At 62.7% G+C, this 17,933-nt stretch carries 17 protein-coding genes, 3 tRNA genes, 1 rRNA gene and 2 pseudogenes; 10 read left to right on the forward strand and 13 right to left on the reverse strand.

The window, feature by feature from the left end; genetic code table 11:
* Positions 1 to 8 precede the first annotated feature (8 nt).
* The 3 genes from rrf to IB232_RS00015 all read left to right on the forward strand — a co-directional run bounded on the left by rrf (position 9) and on the right by IB232_RS00015 (position 3,036).
* A 5S ribosomal RNA gene (gene rrf / locus IB232_RS00005) occupies positions 9 to 124 on the forward strand.
* 222 nt (positions 125 to 346) lie between these two features.
* Positions 347 to 2,650: a PqiB family protein gene (locus IB232_RS00010; protein ID WP_192396528.1), complete on the forward strand. Its 2,304-nt coding sequence runs from the start codon at positions 347 to 349 to the stop codon at positions 2,648 to 2,650.
* Positions 2,651 to 2,727: 77 nt separating this feature from the next.
* Positions 2,728 to 3,036: a PepSY domain-containing protein gene (locus IB232_RS00015; protein ID WP_192396529.1), complete on the forward strand. Its 309-nt coding sequence runs from the start codon at positions 2,728 to 2,730 to the stop codon at positions 3,034 to 3,036.
* 55 nt (positions 3,037 to 3,091) lie between these two features.
* On the opposite strand, the gene mksF is transcribed toward IB232_RS00015, so the two are convergent.
* The 3 genes from mksF to mksB are packed head-to-tail and all read right to left on the reverse strand — an operon-like array spanning position 3,092 to position 7,859.
* Positions 3,092 to 5,911: an Mks condensin complex protein MksF gene (gene mksF / locus IB232_RS00020; RefSeq protein WP_192396530.1), complete on the reverse strand. Its 2,820-nt coding sequence runs from the start codon at positions 5,909 to 5,911 to the stop codon at positions 3,092 to 3,094.
* Positions 5,908 to 6,612, reverse strand: a complete 705-nt coding sequence (gene mksE / locus IB232_RS00025) for an Mks condensin complex protein MksE (protein WP_192396531.1) — start codon at positions 6,610 to 6,612, stop codon at positions 5,908 to 5,910. The genes mksF and mksE overlap by 4 nt, the downstream gene beginning before the upstream one ends.
* On the reverse strand, positions 6,609 to 7,859 hold the full coding sequence (mksB, locus tag IB232_RS00030) for an Mks condensin complex protein MksB (RefSeq protein ID WP_192396532.1): 1,251 nt from the start codon (positions 7,857 to 7,859) through the stop codon (positions 6,609 to 6,611). Before mksB ends, mksE begins: the two co-directional genes overlap by 4 nt.
* 148 nt (positions 7,860 to 8,007) lie before the next feature.
* Here mksB and IB232_RS00035 point away from each other — a divergent pair, with 148 nt between their 5' ends.
* Genes IB232_RS00035 through IB232_RS00050 form a run of 4 tightly spaced genes read left to right on the forward strand, consistent with a single transcriptional unit; the run spans position 8,008 to position 10,832 of the window.
* Positions 8,008 to 8,805, forward strand: coding sequence for an energy transducer TonB (locus IB232_RS00035; RefSeq protein WP_192396533.1), 798 nt, complete (start codon positions 8,008 to 8,010; stop codon positions 8,803 to 8,805).
* Positions 8,802 to 9,254, forward strand: a complete 453-nt coding sequence (rimI, locus tag IB232_RS00040; protein ID WP_192396534.1) for a ribosomal protein S18-alanine N-acetyltransferase — start codon at positions 8,802 to 8,804, stop codon at positions 9,252 to 9,254. Before IB232_RS00035 ends, rimI begins: the two co-directional genes overlap by 4 nt.
* A gap of 32 nt (positions 9,255 to 9,286) precedes the next feature.
* Entirely contained in the window at positions 9,287 to 9,931 is a 645-nt protein-coding gene (gene can / locus IB232_RS00045; RefSeq protein ID WP_192396535.1) for a carbonate dehydratase, read from the forward strand.
* A 1-nt stretch (position 9,932) separates the two neighbouring features.
* The gene (locus IB232_RS00050) at positions 9,933 to 10,832 is read left to right on the forward strand and encodes a DMT family transporter (RefSeq protein ID WP_318652214.1); all 900 of its coding nucleotides are present in this window, start codon (positions 9,933 to 9,935) and stop codon (positions 10,830 to 10,832) included.
* Positions 10,833 to 10,836: 4 nt separating this feature from the next.
* Here IB232_RS00050 and IB232_RS00055 read toward each other — a convergent pair whose 3' ends face one another.
* Positions 10,837 to 11,043: a hypothetical protein gene (locus tag IB232_RS00055; protein WP_192396537.1), complete on the reverse strand. Its 207-nt coding sequence runs from the start codon at positions 11,041 to 11,043 to the stop codon at positions 10,837 to 10,839.
* A 137-nt stretch (positions 11,044 to 11,180) separates the two neighbouring features.
* Here IB232_RS00055 and IB232_RS23820 point away from each other — a divergent pair.
* The 3 genes and pseudogenes from IB232_RS23820 to IB232_RS00065 all read left to right on the forward strand — a co-directional run.
* Positions 11,181 to 11,360, forward strand: a pseudogene (locus IB232_RS23820) (HNH endonuclease); the annotation flags it as partial.
* Positions 11,361 to 11,492: 132 nt separating this feature from the next.
* Entirely contained in the window at positions 11,493 to 12,137 is a 645-nt protein-coding gene (locus IB232_RS00060) for a DUF3298 and DUF4163 domain-containing protein (RefSeq protein ID WP_263863917.1), read from the forward strand.
* 139 nt (positions 12,138 to 12,276) lie between these two features.
* Positions 12,277 to 12,450 (forward strand): annotated as a pseudogene (locus IB232_RS00065) (tyrosine-type recombinase/integrase); the annotation flags it as partial.
* Here IB232_RS00065 and IB232_RS00070 read toward each other — a convergent pair.
* The 9 genes from IB232_RS00070 to ispE form a co-directional block, all read right to left on the reverse strand.
* On the reverse strand, positions 12,443 to 13,006 hold the full coding sequence (locus tag IB232_RS00070) for a hypothetical protein (protein ID WP_192396539.1): 564 nt from the start codon (positions 13,004 to 13,006) through the stop codon (positions 12,443 to 12,445). The pseudogene IB232_RS00065 and the gene IB232_RS00070 overlap by 8 nt on opposite strands.
* Positions 13,007 to 13,118: 112 nt before the next feature.
* A tRNA-Met gene (locus IB232_RS00075) sits at positions 13,119 to 13,195 on the reverse strand.
* Positions 13,196 to 13,340: 145 nt separating this feature from the next.
* Entirely contained in the window at positions 13,341 to 14,441 is a 1,101-nt protein-coding gene (ychF, locus tag IB232_RS00080) for a redox-regulated ATPase YchF (RefSeq protein ID WP_192396540.1), read from the reverse strand.
* Between the two features lie 36 nt (positions 14,442 to 14,477).
* Positions 14,478 to 15,062: an aminoacyl-tRNA hydrolase gene (pth, locus tag IB232_RS00085; protein WP_192396541.1), complete on the reverse strand. Its 585-nt coding sequence runs from the start codon at positions 15,060 to 15,062 to the stop codon at positions 14,478 to 14,480.
* 37 nt (positions 15,063 to 15,099) lie between these two features.
* A complete protein-coding gene (locus IB232_RS00090; RefSeq protein ID WP_192396542.1) occupies positions 15,100 to 15,696 on the reverse strand; it encodes a 50S ribosomal protein L25/general stress protein Ctc in 597 nt (198 codons plus the stop codon).
* A gap of 110 nt (positions 15,697 to 15,806) precedes the next feature.
* Positions 15,807 to 16,748, reverse strand: coding sequence for a ribose-phosphate pyrophosphokinase (locus tag IB232_RS00095; RefSeq protein ID WP_110681408.1), 942 nt, complete (start codon positions 16,746 to 16,748; stop codon positions 15,807 to 15,809).
* 75 nt (positions 16,749 to 16,823) lie between these two features.
* Positions 16,824 to 16,898 (reverse strand) — tRNA-Gln (locus IB232_RS00100).
* Between the two features lie 28 nt (positions 16,899 to 16,926).
* Positions 16,927 to 17,001: transfer RNA gene (locus tag IB232_RS00105), tRNA-Gln, on the reverse strand.
* A gap of 26 nt (positions 17,002 to 17,027) precedes the next feature.
* Positions 17,028 to 17,903: a 4-(cytidine 5'-diphospho)-2-C-methyl-D-erythritol kinase gene (gene ispE / locus IB232_RS00110; RefSeq protein WP_192396543.1), complete on the reverse strand. Its 876-nt coding sequence runs from the start codon at positions 17,901 to 17,903 to the stop codon at positions 17,028 to 17,030.
* Positions 17,904 to 17,933: the final 30 nt, after the last annotated feature.

The following is a 17,933-nucleotide window of genomic DNA, read 5'->3' on the forward strand; positions in this document are numbered from 1 at the left end:
CCGAATTGCTTGACGACCATAGAGCGTTGGAACCACCTGATCCCTTCCCGAACTCAGTAGTGAAACGACGCATCGCCGATGGTAGTGTGGGGTTTCCCCATGTGAGAGTAGGTCATCGTCAAGCTCCTATCCCCAAACCCCCATCCGCGTAAGCGGGTGGGGGTTTGGCTTTTGTGCGCAAGAAAATATTCAGCAATCCAGTCCGACGCATGCGGTTGACCGCCGCTTGCGTTAGGCTTGCGCCTGCTGTTCGCCATGTTGTTGAACTAGCGTGATAGCGGGCGCTGACCTTGCTGCTGCCGCAAGGAAGCCTTCGGACCCGCTCTGAGGAATGGAGTTTTCCTGCATGACCGAGCTGAACACCGCGAAGACCCGGCGTACCACCAATTGGTCCGCTATCTGGGTGCTGCCCCTGATTGCCTTGCTGATTGGCGGCTGGCTGGCCTATCGGGCCTACAGTCAGGCCGGCATCGAGATTCAGATTTTCTTCCCTACGGGTGATGGCATTCAGGTCAACAAGACCGAAGTCATCTACAAGGGTATGTCGATCGGCAAGGTCATCGGCATGGAGCTGGACGATCACGGTAAAGAGCGCGGTGTGCGCGTCACCGTCGAGATGGACAAGCGTGTAGAGCAGCATCTGCGCAGCAATACGCGCTTCTGGCTGGTCAAGCCCAGCGTCTCGCTGGCCGGTATTACCGGTCTGGAAACACTGGTGTCGGGTAACTACATCACCGCTAGCCCCGGCGATGGCGAGCCGACTCGCAAGTTCGTCGCACTCGGTGAACAGCCACCGTTGGCCGATACGGTGCCCGGCCTGCACCTGACCCTGAAGGCCGACCGCCTGGCGTCGATCAACCGTGACAGCCCGGTGTTCTACAAGCAAATCCAGGTCGGCCGGGTGAAGAGCTACAAGCTCGCGGAGGACCAGAGCACGGTCGAGATTCAGGTATTCATCCAGCCCGAGTTCGCCAGTCTGGTGCGCAAGCACACGCGTTTCTGGAACGCCAGCGGCGTGACCATCGATGCCGGCCTCTCGGGGGTTAAGGTGCGTACCGAGTCCCTGTCGAGCATAGTCGCAGGCGGTATCGCCTTTGCTACCCCGGAACATCGCAAGGATAGCCCGCCCACCGATCCGGCCATTCCCTTCCGCTTGTACGAGGACTTCGATGCGGCCCAGGCCGGCATCAAGGTCACCCTCAAGCTACAGGACTTCGAGGGTATCGAGGCCGGGCGCACGCCCGTGATGTACAAGGGTATCCAGGTCGGCTCGGTGAAGGCCATCAAGGTTGATGAGAACCTGGCTTCTGCTTCGCTCGACCTGACTCTGGATCCCAAAGCCGAGGATTACCTGACCGAGGACGCCGAGTTCTGGATGGTCAAACCTTCCATTTCCCTGGCCGGCATTACCGGTCTGGAGGCACTGGTCAAGGGCAACTATATCGCGGTCAAGCCCGGTGACCGGACCAAGCCGGTGGTGCGCGACTTCGTCGCCCGGCCCAAGGCGCCGCCGCTGGACATCGATGCGCCCGGTCTGCACCTGGTGCTGTTCGCCGACACCCTGGGCTCGCTGGAGGTCGGCAGTCCGATCCTCTATCGCCAGGTCAAGGTCGGTACCATCCAGAGCTTCCAGTTCTCCCGCGACCGCAAGCGCGTGGTCCTTGGCGCTCATATCGAGCCAACCTACGCCAACCTGGTTAACAGCTCCACGCGCTTCTGGAATGCCAGCGGGGTGACGCTCAAGGGCGGCATCTCCTCCGGCATTGAGGTCAAGAGCGAGTCGCTGCAGAGTCTGTTGGCCGGCGGCGTGACCTTCGAGACGCCGGACATGAAGGCGCCGGTGAACCGCAAGATCCAGCGCTTCACGCTGCACGGCGATCGCGACGCTGCACTGCAGGAAGGCGTGGCGATTCAGATCAAGGCGCCCACTGGTGATGGCCTGAACCCTGGCACTCCGGTGCGCTTCAAGGGCATCGAAGTCGGCAAGGTGGAAAGCGTGGAACTGACCGACGATCTGCAGGCTGTGCTGCTCAATGCGCGCATCACCAAGGCAGTCGGGCGCGTGGCTTCCGTTGGGAGCGAGTTCTGGGTGGTCAAGCCCGAGCTGGGCCTGGTGCGTACTGCCAACCTGGAGACTCTGGTCAGCGGCCAGTACATCGAGGTGCTACCAGCGGCCAAGGTGGGCAAGCCGCAGAACTATTTCGAGGTGCGTAAGCAAGCGCCTACCGCCGAGACGCGCGAGGAAGGGCTGCGCCTGATCCTCAGCACGGCGCGCCGTGGTTCGATCAAACCCGGCGTGGTGCTCAGCTACCGCGAAGTTCCGGTAGGCAAGGTCACTCACTTCGAACTGGGCCCGACCTCCGACCGAGTGCTGATCCATGTGCTGATCGAGCCACGCTACGCCCCCTTGGTGCGTACTGGCAGTCGCTTCTGGAATGCCAGCGGCATAGGTGTGGACGCCGGTCTGTTCAAGGGCGTGAAGGTGCGTACCGAGTCGCTTGAGGCGCTGCTGGAAGGCGGTATCGCCTTCGCCACGCCGGACAACGCGGTGATGGGCGGCCCGGCCAAACCCGGCCAGACCTTTGCCCTCAACGACGAGGTCAACGAGGAGTGGCTGAAATGGGCGCCGAAGATCGCTCTGGAGAAATAGGCGGATTCAGCTTGGGTTAAGTCGGCCTGGTTATCTTTACTCCCGTCGAAACCAATCACTCCCGACGGAGAAACGAGATGAACAAGCTGACTGCCCTTTTCGCCATTACCGCCCTCGCCACCACCGCCGGCATCGCCCAGGCCCGTGACCTGGGCCCGGACGAAGCGCTCAAGCTGCGCGACGCCGGCACCATCCAGAGCTTCGACAAGCTCAACGCCGCCGCCCTGACCAAGCACCAGGGTGGCCAGGTCACCGAGACCGAGCTGGAAGAGGAATACGGCCGCTACATCTACCAGGTGGAAGTCCGCGACGCCCAGGGCGTTAAGTGGGACATGGAACTGGATGCCACCAACGGCCAGATCCTCCAGGACCACCAGGACGACTGATCCACTCCCAAGAAAAAGGGCCGCATGAGCGGCCCTTTTCGTTTGCGCGTGAAGATCAGGCCGGCTCGGCCTGTTCCTCCTGCACCTTGGCCGTCTCGCGGCGCTTGATGTACTTCCAGTCCGCCTCATCGATGTAGATGCCGTTCGGCCCGCTGCCACCTTCCAGGTCGATGGCCACAGTGGCCGACACCTGCGGCTTCACCGAGGCGAGGATCGGCACGAAGCCCAGCTGCAGGCTGGTCTCGATCAGCGCCTGCTGGTTGCGCTCGTCGATGTCCGCCGCCTCGTCGAGGTAGTAGGGCAGGCGCACCTTGCCGGCCTGCTCGCGGTCCATCAGGTGCAGCAACAGGTACATGTTGGTCAGCGCCTTGATGGTCATCGTGGTGCCGTTGGAGGCGGCGCCGTCGATGTCGGTATGCATCACCGGCTGGCCGCCGACCTTGGTGATCTCGAAGGCCAGTTCGAACAGGTCCTTGAGGCCCAACTGGTTGTGGTTGGCCGCCACCAGGCGCGCCAGGTACTCCTTGGCTTCCTCGTTCTTCGCGTCCTGATCGCCGCTCTGCTGCAGATCGAACACCGACAGGGTCTCTCCTTCCTCGTACTGGCCGGCGCTGTGGATGATCTGGTCGATGTGCTTGAGCGCGTCCTTGTTTGGCGCCAGCACGATGCGGAAGCTCTCCAGGTTGGACACCTGGCGCTTGTTGATCTCGCGGTTGAACAGGGCCAGCTGATGTTCCAGGTTGTCGTAGTCGCTGCGGATATTGCGCAGGGTGCGGGCGATATCGGTGACCGCCGCGCGGCGCGCCTTGGCCAGCGTGAGTGCCTCGTCCTGGCGGTGCGCATAGGCGTTGACCAGCAAATGCAGACGCCGCTCGACGTCGTCCTCGCTGTCGAACTTGGCAACGCCTTTGAGGCGCACCTGGGCGTACAGCGCCTCGATCTGCCCGTCGATGCGCTGCAGCGCCTGCCAGCTGTCCTGATAGTCGTTGAGCAGCGGCTGCAGGTTGTCCAGCGAGTCGTCGACCGGGTCCATGAACGGCGTGCCGAACGGCAGGTCGGCCGGCAGCAGCTGGCGGCGGCGCAGGGCGTCTTCCAGGGTGCGCTGCTTGGCTTCCAGGTCGGCCAGTTGCCGGCCCACCAGCTGCAGCTTGGCGGAGAGCTGCTGCACGCGCTCGGTGAAGGCATCGGCGGCGCGCTTGAGTTCGTCCTGTGCGGCTTCCAGCTGCTCCAGCTGTTCCAGCTTGCTGGCGTCCTCGGCGGACAGGGTTTGGCAGCGGCGAAAGTCTTCCAGCGCCTTCTGTGCGTCCAGCACGGCCTGGTACAGCTGCTCGGCCTGGGCCTTGCTCGCGGCGCGGTCGTTGGCCACCGCCTGCTGGGTCTTCAGTTGCTTGAGCTCGCGCTCCAGACGATCGCGCTGGTCGCGCAGGGCCGCACGGTCGGCCAGGGCCTGCAGGGCCGGTGGCTCGATGTGCGAGAGGTCAATGGACAGGCCGGGCACTTCGAAGTGGTCGCCTTTGAAGCGATCCAGTACGGCCTCGACCGCCTTGACCCAGTCATCGCCCTCGGCCTGGATGCCTTTCTCGCCCAGCGGCAGGCTGAACAGCTGGCCGTTGAACAGGCGCATCAGGCGATCCACATCGGCCTGGCTGAACTCCTCGCGCAGGCGCGAATAGCTGTTGTTGTCGGCGTGGTCGAGCTGCTGCTTGACCGACTTCAGGCGTTTCTCCAGATCGCGCAGGCGCTCGTCCAGATCCTCGGCGGAGAACTGCCGCGACTGCGCCAGGGCACCGGCCAGTTCGTCGTGGGCGTCCTTGGCGGCGAGCAGCTGGGCTTCCAGCACCTTCACATCGTCGACCAGGGCGAAGCGGTTCTTCAGCACCGCCAGCTCGCCCATCCAGCGCTGGATCTCGCTGATCTCGCGCTCCAGGCGCATCAGCTCCTGGGTGCCCCCGCGCTGTTCGTGCTGCAGGCCGTCCTGCTCGGCGCGGTAGTGCTCGTGCTGGGTCAGCAGCTCGTCACGGCGCGCGCCGGCGTAGTCCTGCCAGGTGCCGAGCAGGTTATCCAGCAGCGGCGACAGACGATGCAGCTTGCCGCGCAGTATTTCGCGCTGGGCCACGCCAGCGGACAACGCCTCGATCAGCGGGCCGGCGGTTACCAGGGCCTGGTAGTCCTGCTCCATGCGGCGCACATCGCGGAAGGCTTCTTCGGTGGCGGCGATGTAGTCGACGCTGCCCGAGCGCAGGCTGTGCTCGAAGGCATCGAGGAACAGCTGCTTGAGCTTGGCCGCAGTGATCTCGCGCATATGCAGCAGGTTGATGAACAGCGCGCGGAAGGTCTTCAGGCTCTGCTCGCTGGTGGAGCGCAGCGGGATCAGGGTCAGGTCCAGCGGGATCGAGGTATGCCCGCCGACCAGCAGGCGGCGCAGCTCTTCCGGCTTCAGCTCGTAGGCGACGATGCCGGCCTGGCCGAGGTTGTTGAACAGCTCGCGCTGGCGCAGGCAGGTGCCGTTGCTCTGGTAATGCTGCAGGTCCAGCTCGCCTTGGTAGGCGAAGAACTGGTGGCCGAAGCCGCCGCCCGGGCCGCGTCCGGCCACGCCGATCACATGGGGGCCGTGGGGCAGGGACACTTCGACGAGGATGTAGCTGGTGTCGCTGGCGAAGTAGAACTTGCGCGAGGCTTCCAGGCTGTACTTGCCGAAGCTCATGTCGGACATGCGCGCGAGGATCGGGAACTGCAGGGCGTTGATCGACGCCGATTTACCCAGGTTGTTGGCGCCGTATACCGACAGCGGGTTTTCCAGCGGGAACAGGCCGAGGCTGTAGCCGGCGGTGTTCAGCAGGGCGAAGCGGCGGATGCCGTAGCGTTCCTGGCTCATGCGTCGATCTCCTGGGCTTCACGTTCTTCGGCCATGGCGCGGGCCAGGGCGTCTTCTTCGCTTTCCTCTACAGCCACGTCAGCGACGGGTTCGATGATCACGATGTCCTCCTCGCTGTCATCGGCAACCAGCACCGGCGTCGGCAGCGGCAGAGCGCTGTGCAGGCTGGCAGCCAGGTCGCGGTCCTGCTGCACGGCCAGGCACACGTCGAGGAAGCGGTGCATCGGTGCGAGGAAGCGGTACACGCCGTTGTCCTCGCTGGCGAAGCCGAGTTGGATCAGGCGGCGCATGACCTTCTCTTCCAGCTCGTCCTGGGTGGTGACTTCGGCCTGCAGGAACAGGTCCTTGTACTTCTCCAGCAGCGGCGGCAGCTCGTCGCGGCCGAGGCTGCCGCCGTCGAGCACGGCCAGCGGGTCGCGGCCCTGGTCGGCGAGGTGCTCGACCAGGATGAAGGTGAACAGCGCCAGGCGCTGGGCGGTCTTGTTGACCTGGGCGCCCATCTGCTCGGGGACGAAGTAGTAGAAGCCGCGGGTGTCGCAGGTCAGCTCGTAGCCGAGCGACTTGAACAGCGCGCGGTACTGGTCCTGCAGGTTGGACAGCTGGGTATACAGCTCAGGGTCGCGGCGGCTGATGTGGTAGCCCTTGAACAGCTCGCGGAAGATCGGCGCCAGCTGGGTCAGTTCTTTCAGGTCGATATTCATGCGGTGGTGGTCCCGGCCGGCTTGATCAGGGCGTAGGAGCTCAGGCTGACCTGATGCTCGCGGGTGAGGTAGTCGCGGCGCTCGAGGCGCTCACGCTGGAAGCGGCTGTCGCGTGACAGGCGCGAGAACCAGTAGAGCAATTCGTCGGTGGCGCCGTTGGGCTCCTGGTCCAGCAGCCAACCCATCAGGTCCGGCAGCGGCAGGGCCTGCTCGCAGCGCTCGATCATCTCGCGGGCGGTGCGTGGCGCGCGTTGCGGCTCGCCCTTGCGCGTGCCGCTGGCCTTGGGGAATTGCGACGGCTTGGGCTCGAAGCGGGCGAGGGCGTAGACGTACGCCTCGACCTGCGAGGCGGTGCCGAGGAAGGTGCTCTGCGGGCGGCTGTGCAGCGGCAAGGATGCCTGCGGCACGGCGTCCAGGCCCTTCTTGCGGATCGCCGCCAGGGCCAGCGCCGCACCACGGGTCACGGCGTTGTGCCGGCGCGCTTCTTCGCGCAGCGGCAGCAGCAGCTCGCGGGCCTTGCGCAGGGTCAGCTGGGCAGTGGTCTGCATTTCCAGGATGCGCGCATGGGTGCGCAGCAGCAGGTCGTCGTCGACCAGCTGGCCGAGGCGCTGCTGTTCGCCGAGCAGCTTGAGCAGCGCCTGTTCGACACGGCGCACGCCCTGTTCGAAGGCGCCATCTGCGGCGACCAGCTGGATCATCGGCTCGACGTATTCGTCCCAGGTCGCCAGTACTTCGGCGTAGCGCTGGCGCAGCGGAATCTGTCGGTCGCTGGTCTTGGCCCTTTCGGCCACGCCGATCAGCGCCTGCTCGTCGTTGCCGAGCTTTTTCAATACATCGCGCACGCGCATGTCGAGCAGGCGCAGCTGGCGCGCCAGGTCGTTGCCGTCACGGACTTCGAAGGCGTCCTGGATATAGCCGGCTAGGCGCTCCAAGTGGCGCAAGTAGGCTTCGATCTCTAGGCACAGGCCGAGGCGGTGCTCGCGGCGCAGGTAGGCGAGGAAGTCGTGGATCTGCGCGTTCAGCTCGAAGCGGTTGGGGCTCTTGGCCACCGGCACCAGGATATCCAGGCGGATCCACTGGTCGAGCAGGGCGGTGATGTCGGCAGGGCTGCCCTCGGGCAGTTGCGCACCGAGCTGGTTGCGCAGCTCGATCAGGCTCAGGGTGCCGGCATCGAAGCGCTCGCACAGCGGTTCGAGCAGCGTCCAGTGCTCGGCGAGGGCGCGCAAGACGCGCTTGGGGTCAATCATTGGGGCATCCGTTCGCTGGCTGCTTTCTTATAAAGCGCGGAATTGTACTGCAAAGGTGCGCAGCTGGCCGTCACGCCCATCGGCCTTTTCCCGGGGGCCGATTCAGGCCACAATTCGTGCCTGATTCCGCCTTGTCTGGAAGCCTCTCTTGATCGAAGAAGTCCGCCGCCGTGCCTATCTGACCGCCATGCAGGTGGCCAGCTGGCTGCCGCGCGTGGGGCTGCCGTTCGCCGCGCCGTCGCGCGCCGAGCTGCTGCAGCCGCAGCCCGAGCCGGAAGTCGCATCCGCCGCGCCCGTGGTGCCCGTGGCAGCGCCGGTGGTCGAGGCCAAGGCGCCGGTCGAGCCGCAGCGCCCGGTCATCGAAGTACCGCGCCCCTCGGCCGCGTCCAAGGTATTCGCCAAGCCGGAGGCCAAGGCCGAGCCGGAAGAGGCGCCGGTCGCCGAGGTCAAGCCGGTGGTACCGCCACCACGCTTCGCCCTGCAGCTGCTGCGCGCCGGCGACTGCGCCCTGCTGGTCGAGCTGGCCACGGGCGAGCCCTTCCAAAGCCGCGACCCTTCCTATCTATTGCTCAAGGACCTGCTGCGCGCCGCCGGCCTGCCGGACGCCCCGCAGCAGGTTGGCGACGGCTCGCCGATCCGCTGGCCGCTGCTGTCGCGCGGCAACCTCGATCAGGGCCCCGAAGCCGCTCGCGATTACGTCCAGGGCGTGCTCGCCGGCCAGCTGGAAAGCCAGCCCTGCAGCTGCCTGTGGCTGATCGGCCTGCCGGCCGTGCGCTTCGCTGGCGAGGCGGACGAGGAGGCCTACAACCGCGAGCTGCAGGTCGAAGGCCTGGGCGCCGCCTGGGCGCTGCCGAGCCTGGAGCTGCTGATGGACGAGCCGCAGCGCAAGGCTGAGCTGTGGCGCGCCATGCGCCGGCTGATGCCGCGCTGGAAAGCCTCGGCATGAGCGGCGCCATCAGCTTCCGCCCGATGACCGAGGCGGACCTGGACCGCGTGCTGCAGATCGAGAACGCCGCCTTCAGCCACCCGTGGAACCGCAACCTGTTCGCCGATGGCCTGAAGTCCTACGACTGCTGGGTGATGTTCGACGGCGACGAACAGGTCGGCCACGGCATCATCCAGGTGATCATCGACGAGGCGCACCTGCTCAACATCACCGTGCGCCCGCAGAGTCAGGGCCGGGGCCTCGGTCTGCTGCTGCTGGAACACCTGATGCGCCGGGCGATGCAGCTCAAGGCCGGCGAATGCTTCCTCGAAGTGCGCGCCAGCAACCAGGGCGCCTACCGCCTGTACGAGCGCTACGGCTTCAATGAGGTCGGCCGGCGCCGCGATTACTACCCGGCCGCCGGCGGCCGCGAAGACGCCTTGGTAATGGCCTGCACCCTGATCGACTAGTGCTTGCTGCGGCGGGCGACAAGGACCACGACATGAGCGACCTGCAGCACCTGTTCGACAACAACGCGCGCTGGGCCGAAGCGGTCAACGAGAAGGACCCGGAGTTCTTCGCCAAGCTGGCCAAGCAGCAGACTCCCGAGTTCCTCTGGATCGGCTGTTCGGACGCCCGGGTGCCGGCCAACGAGATCGTCGGCCTGCTGCCTGGCGATATCTTCGTCCACCGCAACGTCGCCAACGTGGTGCTGCACACCGACCTCAACTGCCTGTCGGTGATCCAGTACGCGGTCGACGTGCTGCGGGTCAAACACATCCTGGTCACCGGCCACTACGGCTGCGGCGGCGTGCGCGCGGCCATGCAGGACCGCCAGTTCGGCCTGATCGACGGCTGGCTGCGCTCGATCCGCGACCTCTACTACGAGCAGCGCGAGCACTTCGCCACGATCGAGAACGAAGAAGACAAGGTCGACCGCCTGTGCGAGCTCAACGTCATCCACCAGGTGGCCAACGTCAGCCACACCACCATCGTGCAGAACGCCTGGCATCGCGGCCAGGAGCTGTCGGTGCACGGCTGCATCTACGGCATCAAGGATGGCCGCTGGAAGAACCTCAACGTCACCGTCAGCGGCCTGGAACAACTGCCGCCGCAGTACCGCCTGCGCCCGTTCGGCCAGTCCTGAGGTGCCACGCGCGCAACTGCTGGCCTGGCTCGGGTTGGCCCTGGCCAGCCTGTTCTGGGCCGGTAACTCGCTGGTAGCGCGGGCCTTCACTGGCGCCATCCCGCCATTCTCCCTGGCGTTCTGGCGCTGGGCCGTGGCCCTGATGATCCTCCTGCCGCTGGTCGGCCCCTCGCTCTGGCAGCATCGCCAGACGCTGCGCAACTCCGGCTGGCGCCTGTGGTTCGCCGCGCTGCTGGCCATCACCCTGTACAACGTCCTGCTCTACACGGCGGCGCTGAGTACTGCGGCGATCAACCTGAGCCTGGTCAGCACCTGCCTGCCGCTGGCCACTTTTATTGGCGCGGGCCTGCTGCTGGGGGAATGGCCGGCGCGGCGCGCCTGGGTCGGCCTGGGATTGGCGCTGGTCGGCCTGCTGTGGCTGATCGCCCAGGGCAACTGGCAGGTGCTGGCCAGCCTGTCCTTCGCCAAGGGTGACCTGCTGATGGTGCTGGCCACCCTCGACTGGGCGTTGTACTCGCTGTTGCTGCGCCGCTGGAGCGCGCATTTCCAGCTGCCGCCCTTCACCCTGCTCGGCGCCCTGGTACTGATCGGTTTGCTGATGCTGGCGCCGTTCTATGCCTGGGAACTCTGGCAGGGGGCGCAATTCGAACCCAGCCTGCCCAACCTCGCCGCCATCGGCTACACCGCGCTGTTCGCCTCGGTGCTGGGCTACCAGTTATGGAACATCGGCCTGCGCGAACTGGGCGCCGCGCGCACGGCCATGAGCAACTACCTGATGCCGGTATTCACCGCCATCCTCGGCTGGGTGCTATTGGGTGAAAGCCTGCAGACCTACCACTGGGTAGGCGGCGCGCTGATCGTCAGCGGCCTGCTGCTGGCCGGGCGCGGGCAGAGCCGCTAGGCGCTCAAGGCGCGGTGATCTGCAGCCCACTCAGGGCCAGCTTGACGAACAACCACCAGCCAGCGGCGCTCAGTACGCCCAGCACCGAGTAGCCGACCACGATGCCCAGGGCGATCTGCTTCCACAGCCCGGCGTAGTTCTGGCTGGGCGTACTGGAGCGGTGCAGCGGCACGTCGCGCTCGGCGCGGATGTTCTCGAAGTTGTCTCTCATGGTGGTGTCCGGGTGTGGGCAAATGCTGGAGTGGTGGCTCAGGCCAATAGAGCAGCCGAATGCGTAGGGGCTATGTAGTCACTCGTCAAGGTGCCTATTGTAGGATGCTGGATTCTACCGCCGCTGGGAGGTGAGTAATGGGGCGAGAAGCAATTCCCGCAGAGATTAGGCGAGCTGTATTGGTCGAGGCTGGGCATCGATGTGCAATACCTAGGTGCGGTGAGACAGAGCTAGATGTCCACCATATTGTTCCTTGGGAAACGTGCCAAAAGCATGAGTATTCTAATCTTATAGCCTTGTGTGTGATATGCCACCGTCGAGCACATAAAGGAGATATAGATCGGAAATCATTATTTCAATATAAGGCCGCTTTGGCATCGAATGCCGGCCCAATGGCAAGAATAGGCTTTGACTCTCCTGTGATAGAGATTCGCAGAAGAATATCTGAGGTGTCCGAGGGGTATAAGTTCGAATTTGATTTCCCAGATTTCCCGGGCCCTGCCCAGAGAGTGGTTTCCAAGAACATTGAAGCATGGGGGAATGAATTATTAGTTCACTTTCGTTCAAGTAGTTTTTTGGAGGATGAGGCTGAGGCAGATTTAGTCGGTGGCGATGTGGAGGCACTTTCTCGCTTGCCGCATCGGCTTACAGGAGGCTATAGAGTTGTTCGAAACGATTCTGGTGTAATTAGCCTCGAATACAAGCTGCACTATTTTTACAGCGGAGCCGCGCATGGTGGAATAGAAACCCGTGTTCAGAATTTTTTGGTGAACCCTTTTCGTCCAATTACTGTTATTGATCTCTTGGCTGATGGAAAATCTATTGAGGATCTGGCCGGCCTTATTCGAGGAAAGCTTCGTGCCACTGGCTACTATGACGAAGAGTGGATGATGGGAGGAACAAAACCTACGGAGGAAAACTATTCGCGATTCTTGATTTGTAATTATGGTATTGAGTTTGTTTTTGAAGAGTATCAGATAGCCTCTTATGCTGACGGCCGGCAAAGTTTGTTTTTGGATTTCTATCAGTTAAAAGAAGTTTGTGATGTTGATCTGCTTGATAGGCTTCAAGATCATGATAATTATGATTGGTAGTGAGGTCGTCAAGGGTCTCGATGAGATAAGCGGTAGTCTGTTCATGAAGTGCACTGCTGTTGCCACTGAGATTCTGAGCTTGCGTTAGTTTATTAAGTCTTTGATCTTGGCTCTTAGGTAATGTTGTGCAGCAGTGACGCACACCTTCGGCAGCCACTACATGATGGCGGGATGCAGCATTCTTGGTTTGCAGCGCATTCTGGGGCACTCCTCAATCGCGATAACTATGCGCTACGCACACTTTTCATCGGATTATTTGGAATCGGCGCTTAGATTGTCTCCACTTCAACAAGCCAGATGCCGGGTTACTTGAAGATCCGGTTGGGGTTCTCTAGCGGGCGGTGTTCTTTGTCAGTGCCCGTAAATGATGAGCGGTACTGGATGTGCTGAACGATATATCCAAAGTGCCATTCGCGGACATAGAGGATATAAGAACCACGGCTGGGGAATTTCGAGAACTCCTCAGGCGTTACGCATATATGATTCGAGAACGCGGGTTTGAGCAGGGGACCGCCCATCCGCTGCTTACATCCTTTCCGTTTAGGAGGCAGTTTCTCGAGCGTTTCGACCCGGGTCCGATCAGTGCCGATGATGAAAGTCGCGATGTAGGGAAGGCCGCTCACTGTGGCGGGCATTATGAATATGTAGCTGATGAACGGAGCGACAAGCCAGTGTGCAAGCTTCTTAATAAATGACTTGTTTGGGGCTCGATAGATCTGCCGCCAGAAGAACCAGACAACGGGAATCGAAGCTAGGAAGGTAAAGGCTTTGCTGAATAGGGACCAGCCACTGGTAGGAATGAAGTCAGCCCATATGCCAACCAAGGCTAGGGCTAAGACGATTACCAGACTAGCTGCTTTGGGCTGCATCCAGCTTCATCCTTGAGTTGCCTTGGGTTTCAGCGGTTTAGGGGGGTAGATGGGGCGTATCTATTGGCCAGAAACGACAAAGGGCTAGCTTTCGCTAACCCTTCGTTTTGTATGGTGGCTACACCGGGACTTGAACCTGGGACATCAGCATTATGAATGCTGCGCTCTAACCGACTGAGCTATGTAGCCGAGTGGCGCGCATTATTCTCTTGTCGGCTTGGGCTGTCAACCCCGTTTGGCGGACAAATTGATTCGTTATCAAGCGCTTAGGCTCGACGGGGGAGGGCGCTTGGCGGATGTGAAAAGCCCCGCGATTGCGGGGCTTTTGAGGGGCTTAGACGTTGAAGCGGAAGTGCATCACGTCGCCGTCCTTGACGATGTATTCCTTGCCTTCCAGGCGCCATTTGCCGGCTTCCTTGGCACCGCCCTCACCCTTGAACTGGATGAAGTCGTCGTAGGCCACCACTTCGGCGCGGATGAAGCCTTTCTCGAAGTCGGTGTGGATCACGGCGGCGGCCTGCGGGGCGGTGGCGCCGATGCGTACGGTCCAGGCGCGGACTTCCTTCACGCCAGCGGTGAAGTAGGTCTGCAGGTTGAGCAGGTCGTAGCCGGCGCGGATAACGCGGTTCAGGCCCGGCTCTTCCATGCCCATGGACTCGAGGAACATCTGCTTCTCTTCGTCTTCGTCCAGCTCGGCGATCTCGGCCTCGATCTTGTTGCACACCGGCACCACGACGGCGCCTTCTTCCTCGGCGATGGCGCGGACCACGTCGAGGTGCGGGTTGTTGTCGAAGCCGTCTTCGGCGACGTTGGCGATGTACATCACCGGCTTGCTGGTGAGCAGGTGGAAGCCGCGGATGACCAGCTTCTCGTCGGCGCTCATGTTCTTCATCAGGCTGCGCGCGGGCTTGCCTTCGCTGAAGTGGGGGATGAGCTTCTCGAGGATGGCTTTCTGCGCCAGGGCTTCCTTGTCGCCGCCCTTGGCGTTGCGGGCGACCTTCTGCAGTTGCTTCTCGCAGCTGTCGAGGTCGGCGAAGATCAGTTCGAGGTCGATGATCTCGATGTCGCGTTTAGGATCGACGCTGTTGGCGACGTGGATGACGTTTTCATCCTCGAAGCAGCGCACCACGTGGGCGATGGCGTCGGTCTCGCGGATGTTGGCGAGGAACTTGTTGCCCAGGCCTTCACCTTTGGAGGCGCCCGCCACCAGGCCGGCGATGTCGACGAACTCCATGGTGGTGGGGATCACGCGCTCGGGCTTGACGATAGCGGCCAGGGCGTCCAGGCGGCTGTCAGGCATGGGCACGATGCCGCTGTTCGGCTCGATGGTGCAGAAGGGGAAGTTCTCCGCGGCAATACCGGATTTGGTGAGGGCGTTGAACAGGGTGGACTTGCCGACGTTGGGCAGGCCGACGATGCCGCAGTTGAATCCCATGGTGTATCCCTCGCGGAGATGAAGTCGTAAAAAGGGTCAGGCTTTCTGGCTGTGCAGCTTTTGCATGGCCTTGGTCCAGTCGCCGGCAAGCATTTCTGGCAGCACGTCGAGGGCGAAGTCGACGCTCTTGTCCAGCAGCTCCTGCTCGCTACGCGGCGCGCGGCCGAGGACGAAGCCGGAGACCAGGCTGGCGTGGCCAGGATGGCCGATGCCGAGGCGCAGACGGTAGAAGCCGTTCTGATTGCCGAGCTGGGCGATGATGTCGCGCAGGCCGTTGTGCCCGCCGTGGCCGCCGCCGAGTTTGAGTTTGGCGACGCCGGGAGGCATGTCGAGTTCGTCGTGGGCCACCAGGATGGCGTCCGGGCTGATCCGGAAGAAATTCGCCAGCGCCGCCACGGACTGGCCACTGCGGTTCATGAAGGTGGTGGGGATGAGCAGACGAACGTCGCGACCCTGATGGCTGAATTTGCCCACCAGGCCGAAATACTTTTTGTCGAGGCTCAGGCTGACGCGTTGCTTGTCGGCCAGGCGCTCAACGAAAAGGGCCCCTGCGTTATGCCGGGTCTGGTCGTATTCGGGGCCTGGATTTCCCAGGCCGACGATCAGTTGAATGGCAGTCACGTCAGGGGCCCTTTTACAGGAGGAGCAGCGTGAGTGATTACTCGGCGCTGTCGTCCTTCACGCGGGAAGCGTGAATGTTGGCAACTGCCAGGTCGTTGCCGTGGGCCAGGGCCACCAGCTCGACGCCTTTCGGCAGTTTGATGTCGGACAGGTGAACGATCTGACCGACTTCCACTTTAGCCAGGTCGACTTCGATGAATTCCGGCAGGTCTTGCGGCTGGCAGGAAACTTCGACTTCGGAGATGGTGTGGGACACTTCGCCGCCTTGCTGCTTCACGCCAACCGAGCTGGCTTCGTTGACGAAGTGCAGGGGAACGTGGGCGCTCAGCTTCTGGCCGGCAACGACGCGAACGAAGTCAGCGTGCATTACGTAGCCTTTGGCCGGGTGACGTTGCAGGGCCTTGATCACGACGTTTTCGGCAGCGCCGTCAACGGTCAGGGCCAGTACGTGGCTGAAGGCAGCTTCGTTTTCCAGCAGCTTGGCCAGTTCTTTGGCCAGCAGGCTGATGGATTGGGCCGGCTTCTCGCCACCGTAGATCACGGCAGGAACCAGGTTTTCGTTACGACGCAGGCGGCGGCTCGCACCTTTCCCCAGGTCGGAACGCACATTGGCATTCAGGGCAAATTCAGTCATTACAGTTCTCCAAATAAACCAAACCGTCCGAAGCGCTTGCGACCAGCGTGCGGACGGTTGGGCAAAAAGCCCCGCACGCGGCGGGGCACTTGTCGCCAGGGAGGTTCCGCTTAGCGGAACATCGCGCTGATCGATTCTTCGTTGCTGATGCGGCGAACCGCTTCGGCGATAACCGGGGCCATGTCCAGCTGACGGATGCGTGGGCAGGCCTGAGCCGCGGCGGACAGCGGGATGGTGTTGGTCACCACCAGTGCGTCCAGCACGGAATTTTCCAGATTCTCGATGGCGCGGCCCGACAGCACCGGGTGGGTGGCGTAGGCGTAGACCTTCGAGGCGCCGTGCTCTTTCAGCGCCTTGGCGGCGTGGCAGAGGGTGCCGGCGGTGTCGACCATGTCGTCGACCAGCACGCAGGTGCGGCCTTCGACATCGCCAATGATGTGCATGACTTCGGACTGGTTGGCCTTCTCACGACGCTTGTCGATGATGGCCAGGTCGACGCCCAGGCTCTTGGCCACGGCGCGAGCGCGGACGACGCCGCCGATGTCCGGGGAGACGATCATCAGGTTCTCGAAGCGCTGATCCTGGATGTCATCGGTCAGTACTGGCGAGCCGTAGATGTTGTCCACGGGGATGTCAAAGAAGCCCTGGATCTGGTCGGCGTGCAGGTCGACGGTCAGAACGCGGTCGATGCCGACCACGGTCAGCATGTCGGCCACGACCTTGGCGCTGATTGCCACGCGGGCGGAGCGCGGACGGCGGTCCTGGCGGGCATAGCCGAAGTAGGGGATCACGGCAGTGATACGAGTCGCCGAGGAGCGGCGGAAGGCGTCAGCCATCACTACCAGTTCCATCAGGTTGTCGTTGGTCGGCGCGCAAGTCGGCTGGATGATGAAGACATCCTTGCCGCGCACGTTCTCGTTGATCTCGGCGCTGATTTCGCCGTCGGAGAACTTGCCTACGGATGCATCGCCCAGGGGGATATGCAGCTGACGCACGATGCGACGAGCCAGATCGGGGTTGGAGTTCCCCGTGAAGACCATCATCTTGGACACGCGCAGTACCTGCCTGTGGTTCCGATGAAAAAAGCTGTTCAAAAAGACCGGCTTTCTGAACAGCTTTCGAGAGTATGGCAGGGGCGGCTGGATTCGAACCAACGCATGGCAGGATCAAAACCTGCTGCCTTACCGCTTGGCGACGCCCCTAAAGTGTTTATCGAATGCTGGGAGGTTATGGCAGGGGCGGCTGGATTCGAACCAACGCATGGCAGGATCAAAACCTGCTGCCTTACCGCTTGGCGACGCCCCTGTATCGGATAACCGACTGTCCCGCATTCACTTCCGAGTTGCCGTTTCGAGCTTGCGATGCAACGGAGACCGATTGCAGCCGCGAGCAACAAAGCTCGGCAGGGTGGCCGGAAGTTGGCGCGAGACTTTATCAGCATCGGCCTGGTTTGGGAAGCTCCCAAACACGCAAGCTCCGGTTCCGGTCATCTTCGCAGCAACAAATTTGTTGAGCGTTTTCAGGGCGTTACGCACTTCGGGGTAACGCTTCTCGACAACCGGTTGGCAGTCGTTACGACCGCCCCCCTCGGGAAGGCTGCGAACTGTAATGGCGGGGGTATCACGTGTCAACTCGGAGTCGGCAAAAACCTCGGCCGTGCTGATGCTCACCTGGGGGATGGCGACCAGGAACCACGGCTCGTCCAATTCCACCGGTTGCAGCTGCTCGCCGACGCCTTCGGCGAAGGCCGCACGACCGCGCACGAACACCGGCACGTCGGCGCCAAGACTCAGGCCCAGGGCGGCCAGGCGATCCTCGTCCCAGCCCAGCTGCCACAGGTGATCGAGGCCGAGCAGGGTGGTGGCGGCATCCGAGCTGCCGCCGCCTATACCGCCGCCCATGGGCAGGCGCTTGTCCAGCCAGATATCGGCGCCGAGGGCGGTGCCGCTCTCGGCTTGCAGCTTGCGTGCGGCGCGCACGATCAGATTGCTGTCGTGGGGGACGCCGGCGACCTCGGTGTGCAGGCGTATTTCGCCGTCCTGACGCAGGGCGAAGCCCAGCTCGTCCCCGTGGTCGAGGAACTGGAACAGCGTCTGCAGCAGGTGATAGCCGTCGGCGCGGCGGCCGAGGATGTGCAGCATCAAGTTGAGCTTGGCCGGGGCGGGTAGGATCAGTTCGGCGTGGGTGGGGATGGCTTGGATTGTCATATGCAGAGCTGGAATGCCGAGTGGGTATGT

Origin of the sequence: Pseudomonas sp. PDM15 (assembly GCF_014851565.1) — a bacterium.
In the GTDB taxonomy this organism is placed as follows: domain Bacteria; phylum Pseudomonadota; class Gammaproteobacteria; order Pseudomonadales; family Pseudomonadaceae; genus Aquipseudomonas.

Bases quoted from the DNA above. Each gene is read 5' to 3' on its own strand.
- IB232_RS00010 (WP_192396528.1), top strand. From the start codon at position 347: ATGACCGAGCTGAACACCGCGAAGACCCGGCGTACCACCAATTGGTCC.
- IB232_RS00015 (WP_192396529.1), top strand. From the start codon at position 2,728: ATGAACAAGCTGACTGCCCTTTTCGCCATTACCGCCCTCGCCACCACC.
- mksF (WP_192396530.1), bottom strand. From the start codon at position 5,911: ATGAGCCAGGAACGCTACGGCATCCGCCGCTTCGCCCTGCTGAACACC.
- mksE (WP_192396531.1), bottom strand. From the start codon at position 6,612: ATGAATATCGACCTGAAAGAACTGACCCAGCTGGCGCCGATCTTCCGC.
- mksB (WP_192396532.1), bottom strand. From the start codon at position 7,859: ATGATTGACCCCAAGCGCGTCTTGCGCGCCCTCGCCGAGCACTGGACG.
- rimI (WP_192396534.1), top strand. From the start codon at position 8,802: ATGAGCGGCGCCATCAGCTTCCGCCCGATGACCGAGGCGGACCTGGAC.
- can (WP_192396535.1), top strand. From the start codon at position 9,287: ATGAGCGACCTGCAGCACCTGTTCGACAACAACGCGCGCTGGGCCGAA.
- IB232_RS00055 (WP_192396537.1), bottom strand. From the start codon at position 11,043: ATGAGAGACAACTTCGAGAACATCCGCGCCGAGCGCGACGTGCCGCTG.
- IB232_RS00070 (WP_192396539.1), bottom strand. From the start codon at position 13,006: ATGCAGCCCAAAGCAGCTAGTCTGGTAATCGTCTTAGCCCTAGCCTTG.
- ychF (WP_192396540.1), bottom strand. From the start codon at position 14,441: ATGGGATTCAACTGCGGCATCGTCGGCCTGCCCAACGTCGGCAAGTCC.
- IB232_RS00090 (WP_192396542.1), bottom strand. From the start codon at position 15,696: ATGACTGAATTTGCCCTGAATGCCAATGTGCGTTCCGACCTGGGGAAA.
- ispE (WP_192396543.1), bottom strand. From the start codon at position 17,903: ATGACAATCCAAGCCATCCCCACCCACGCCGAACTGATCCTACCCGCC.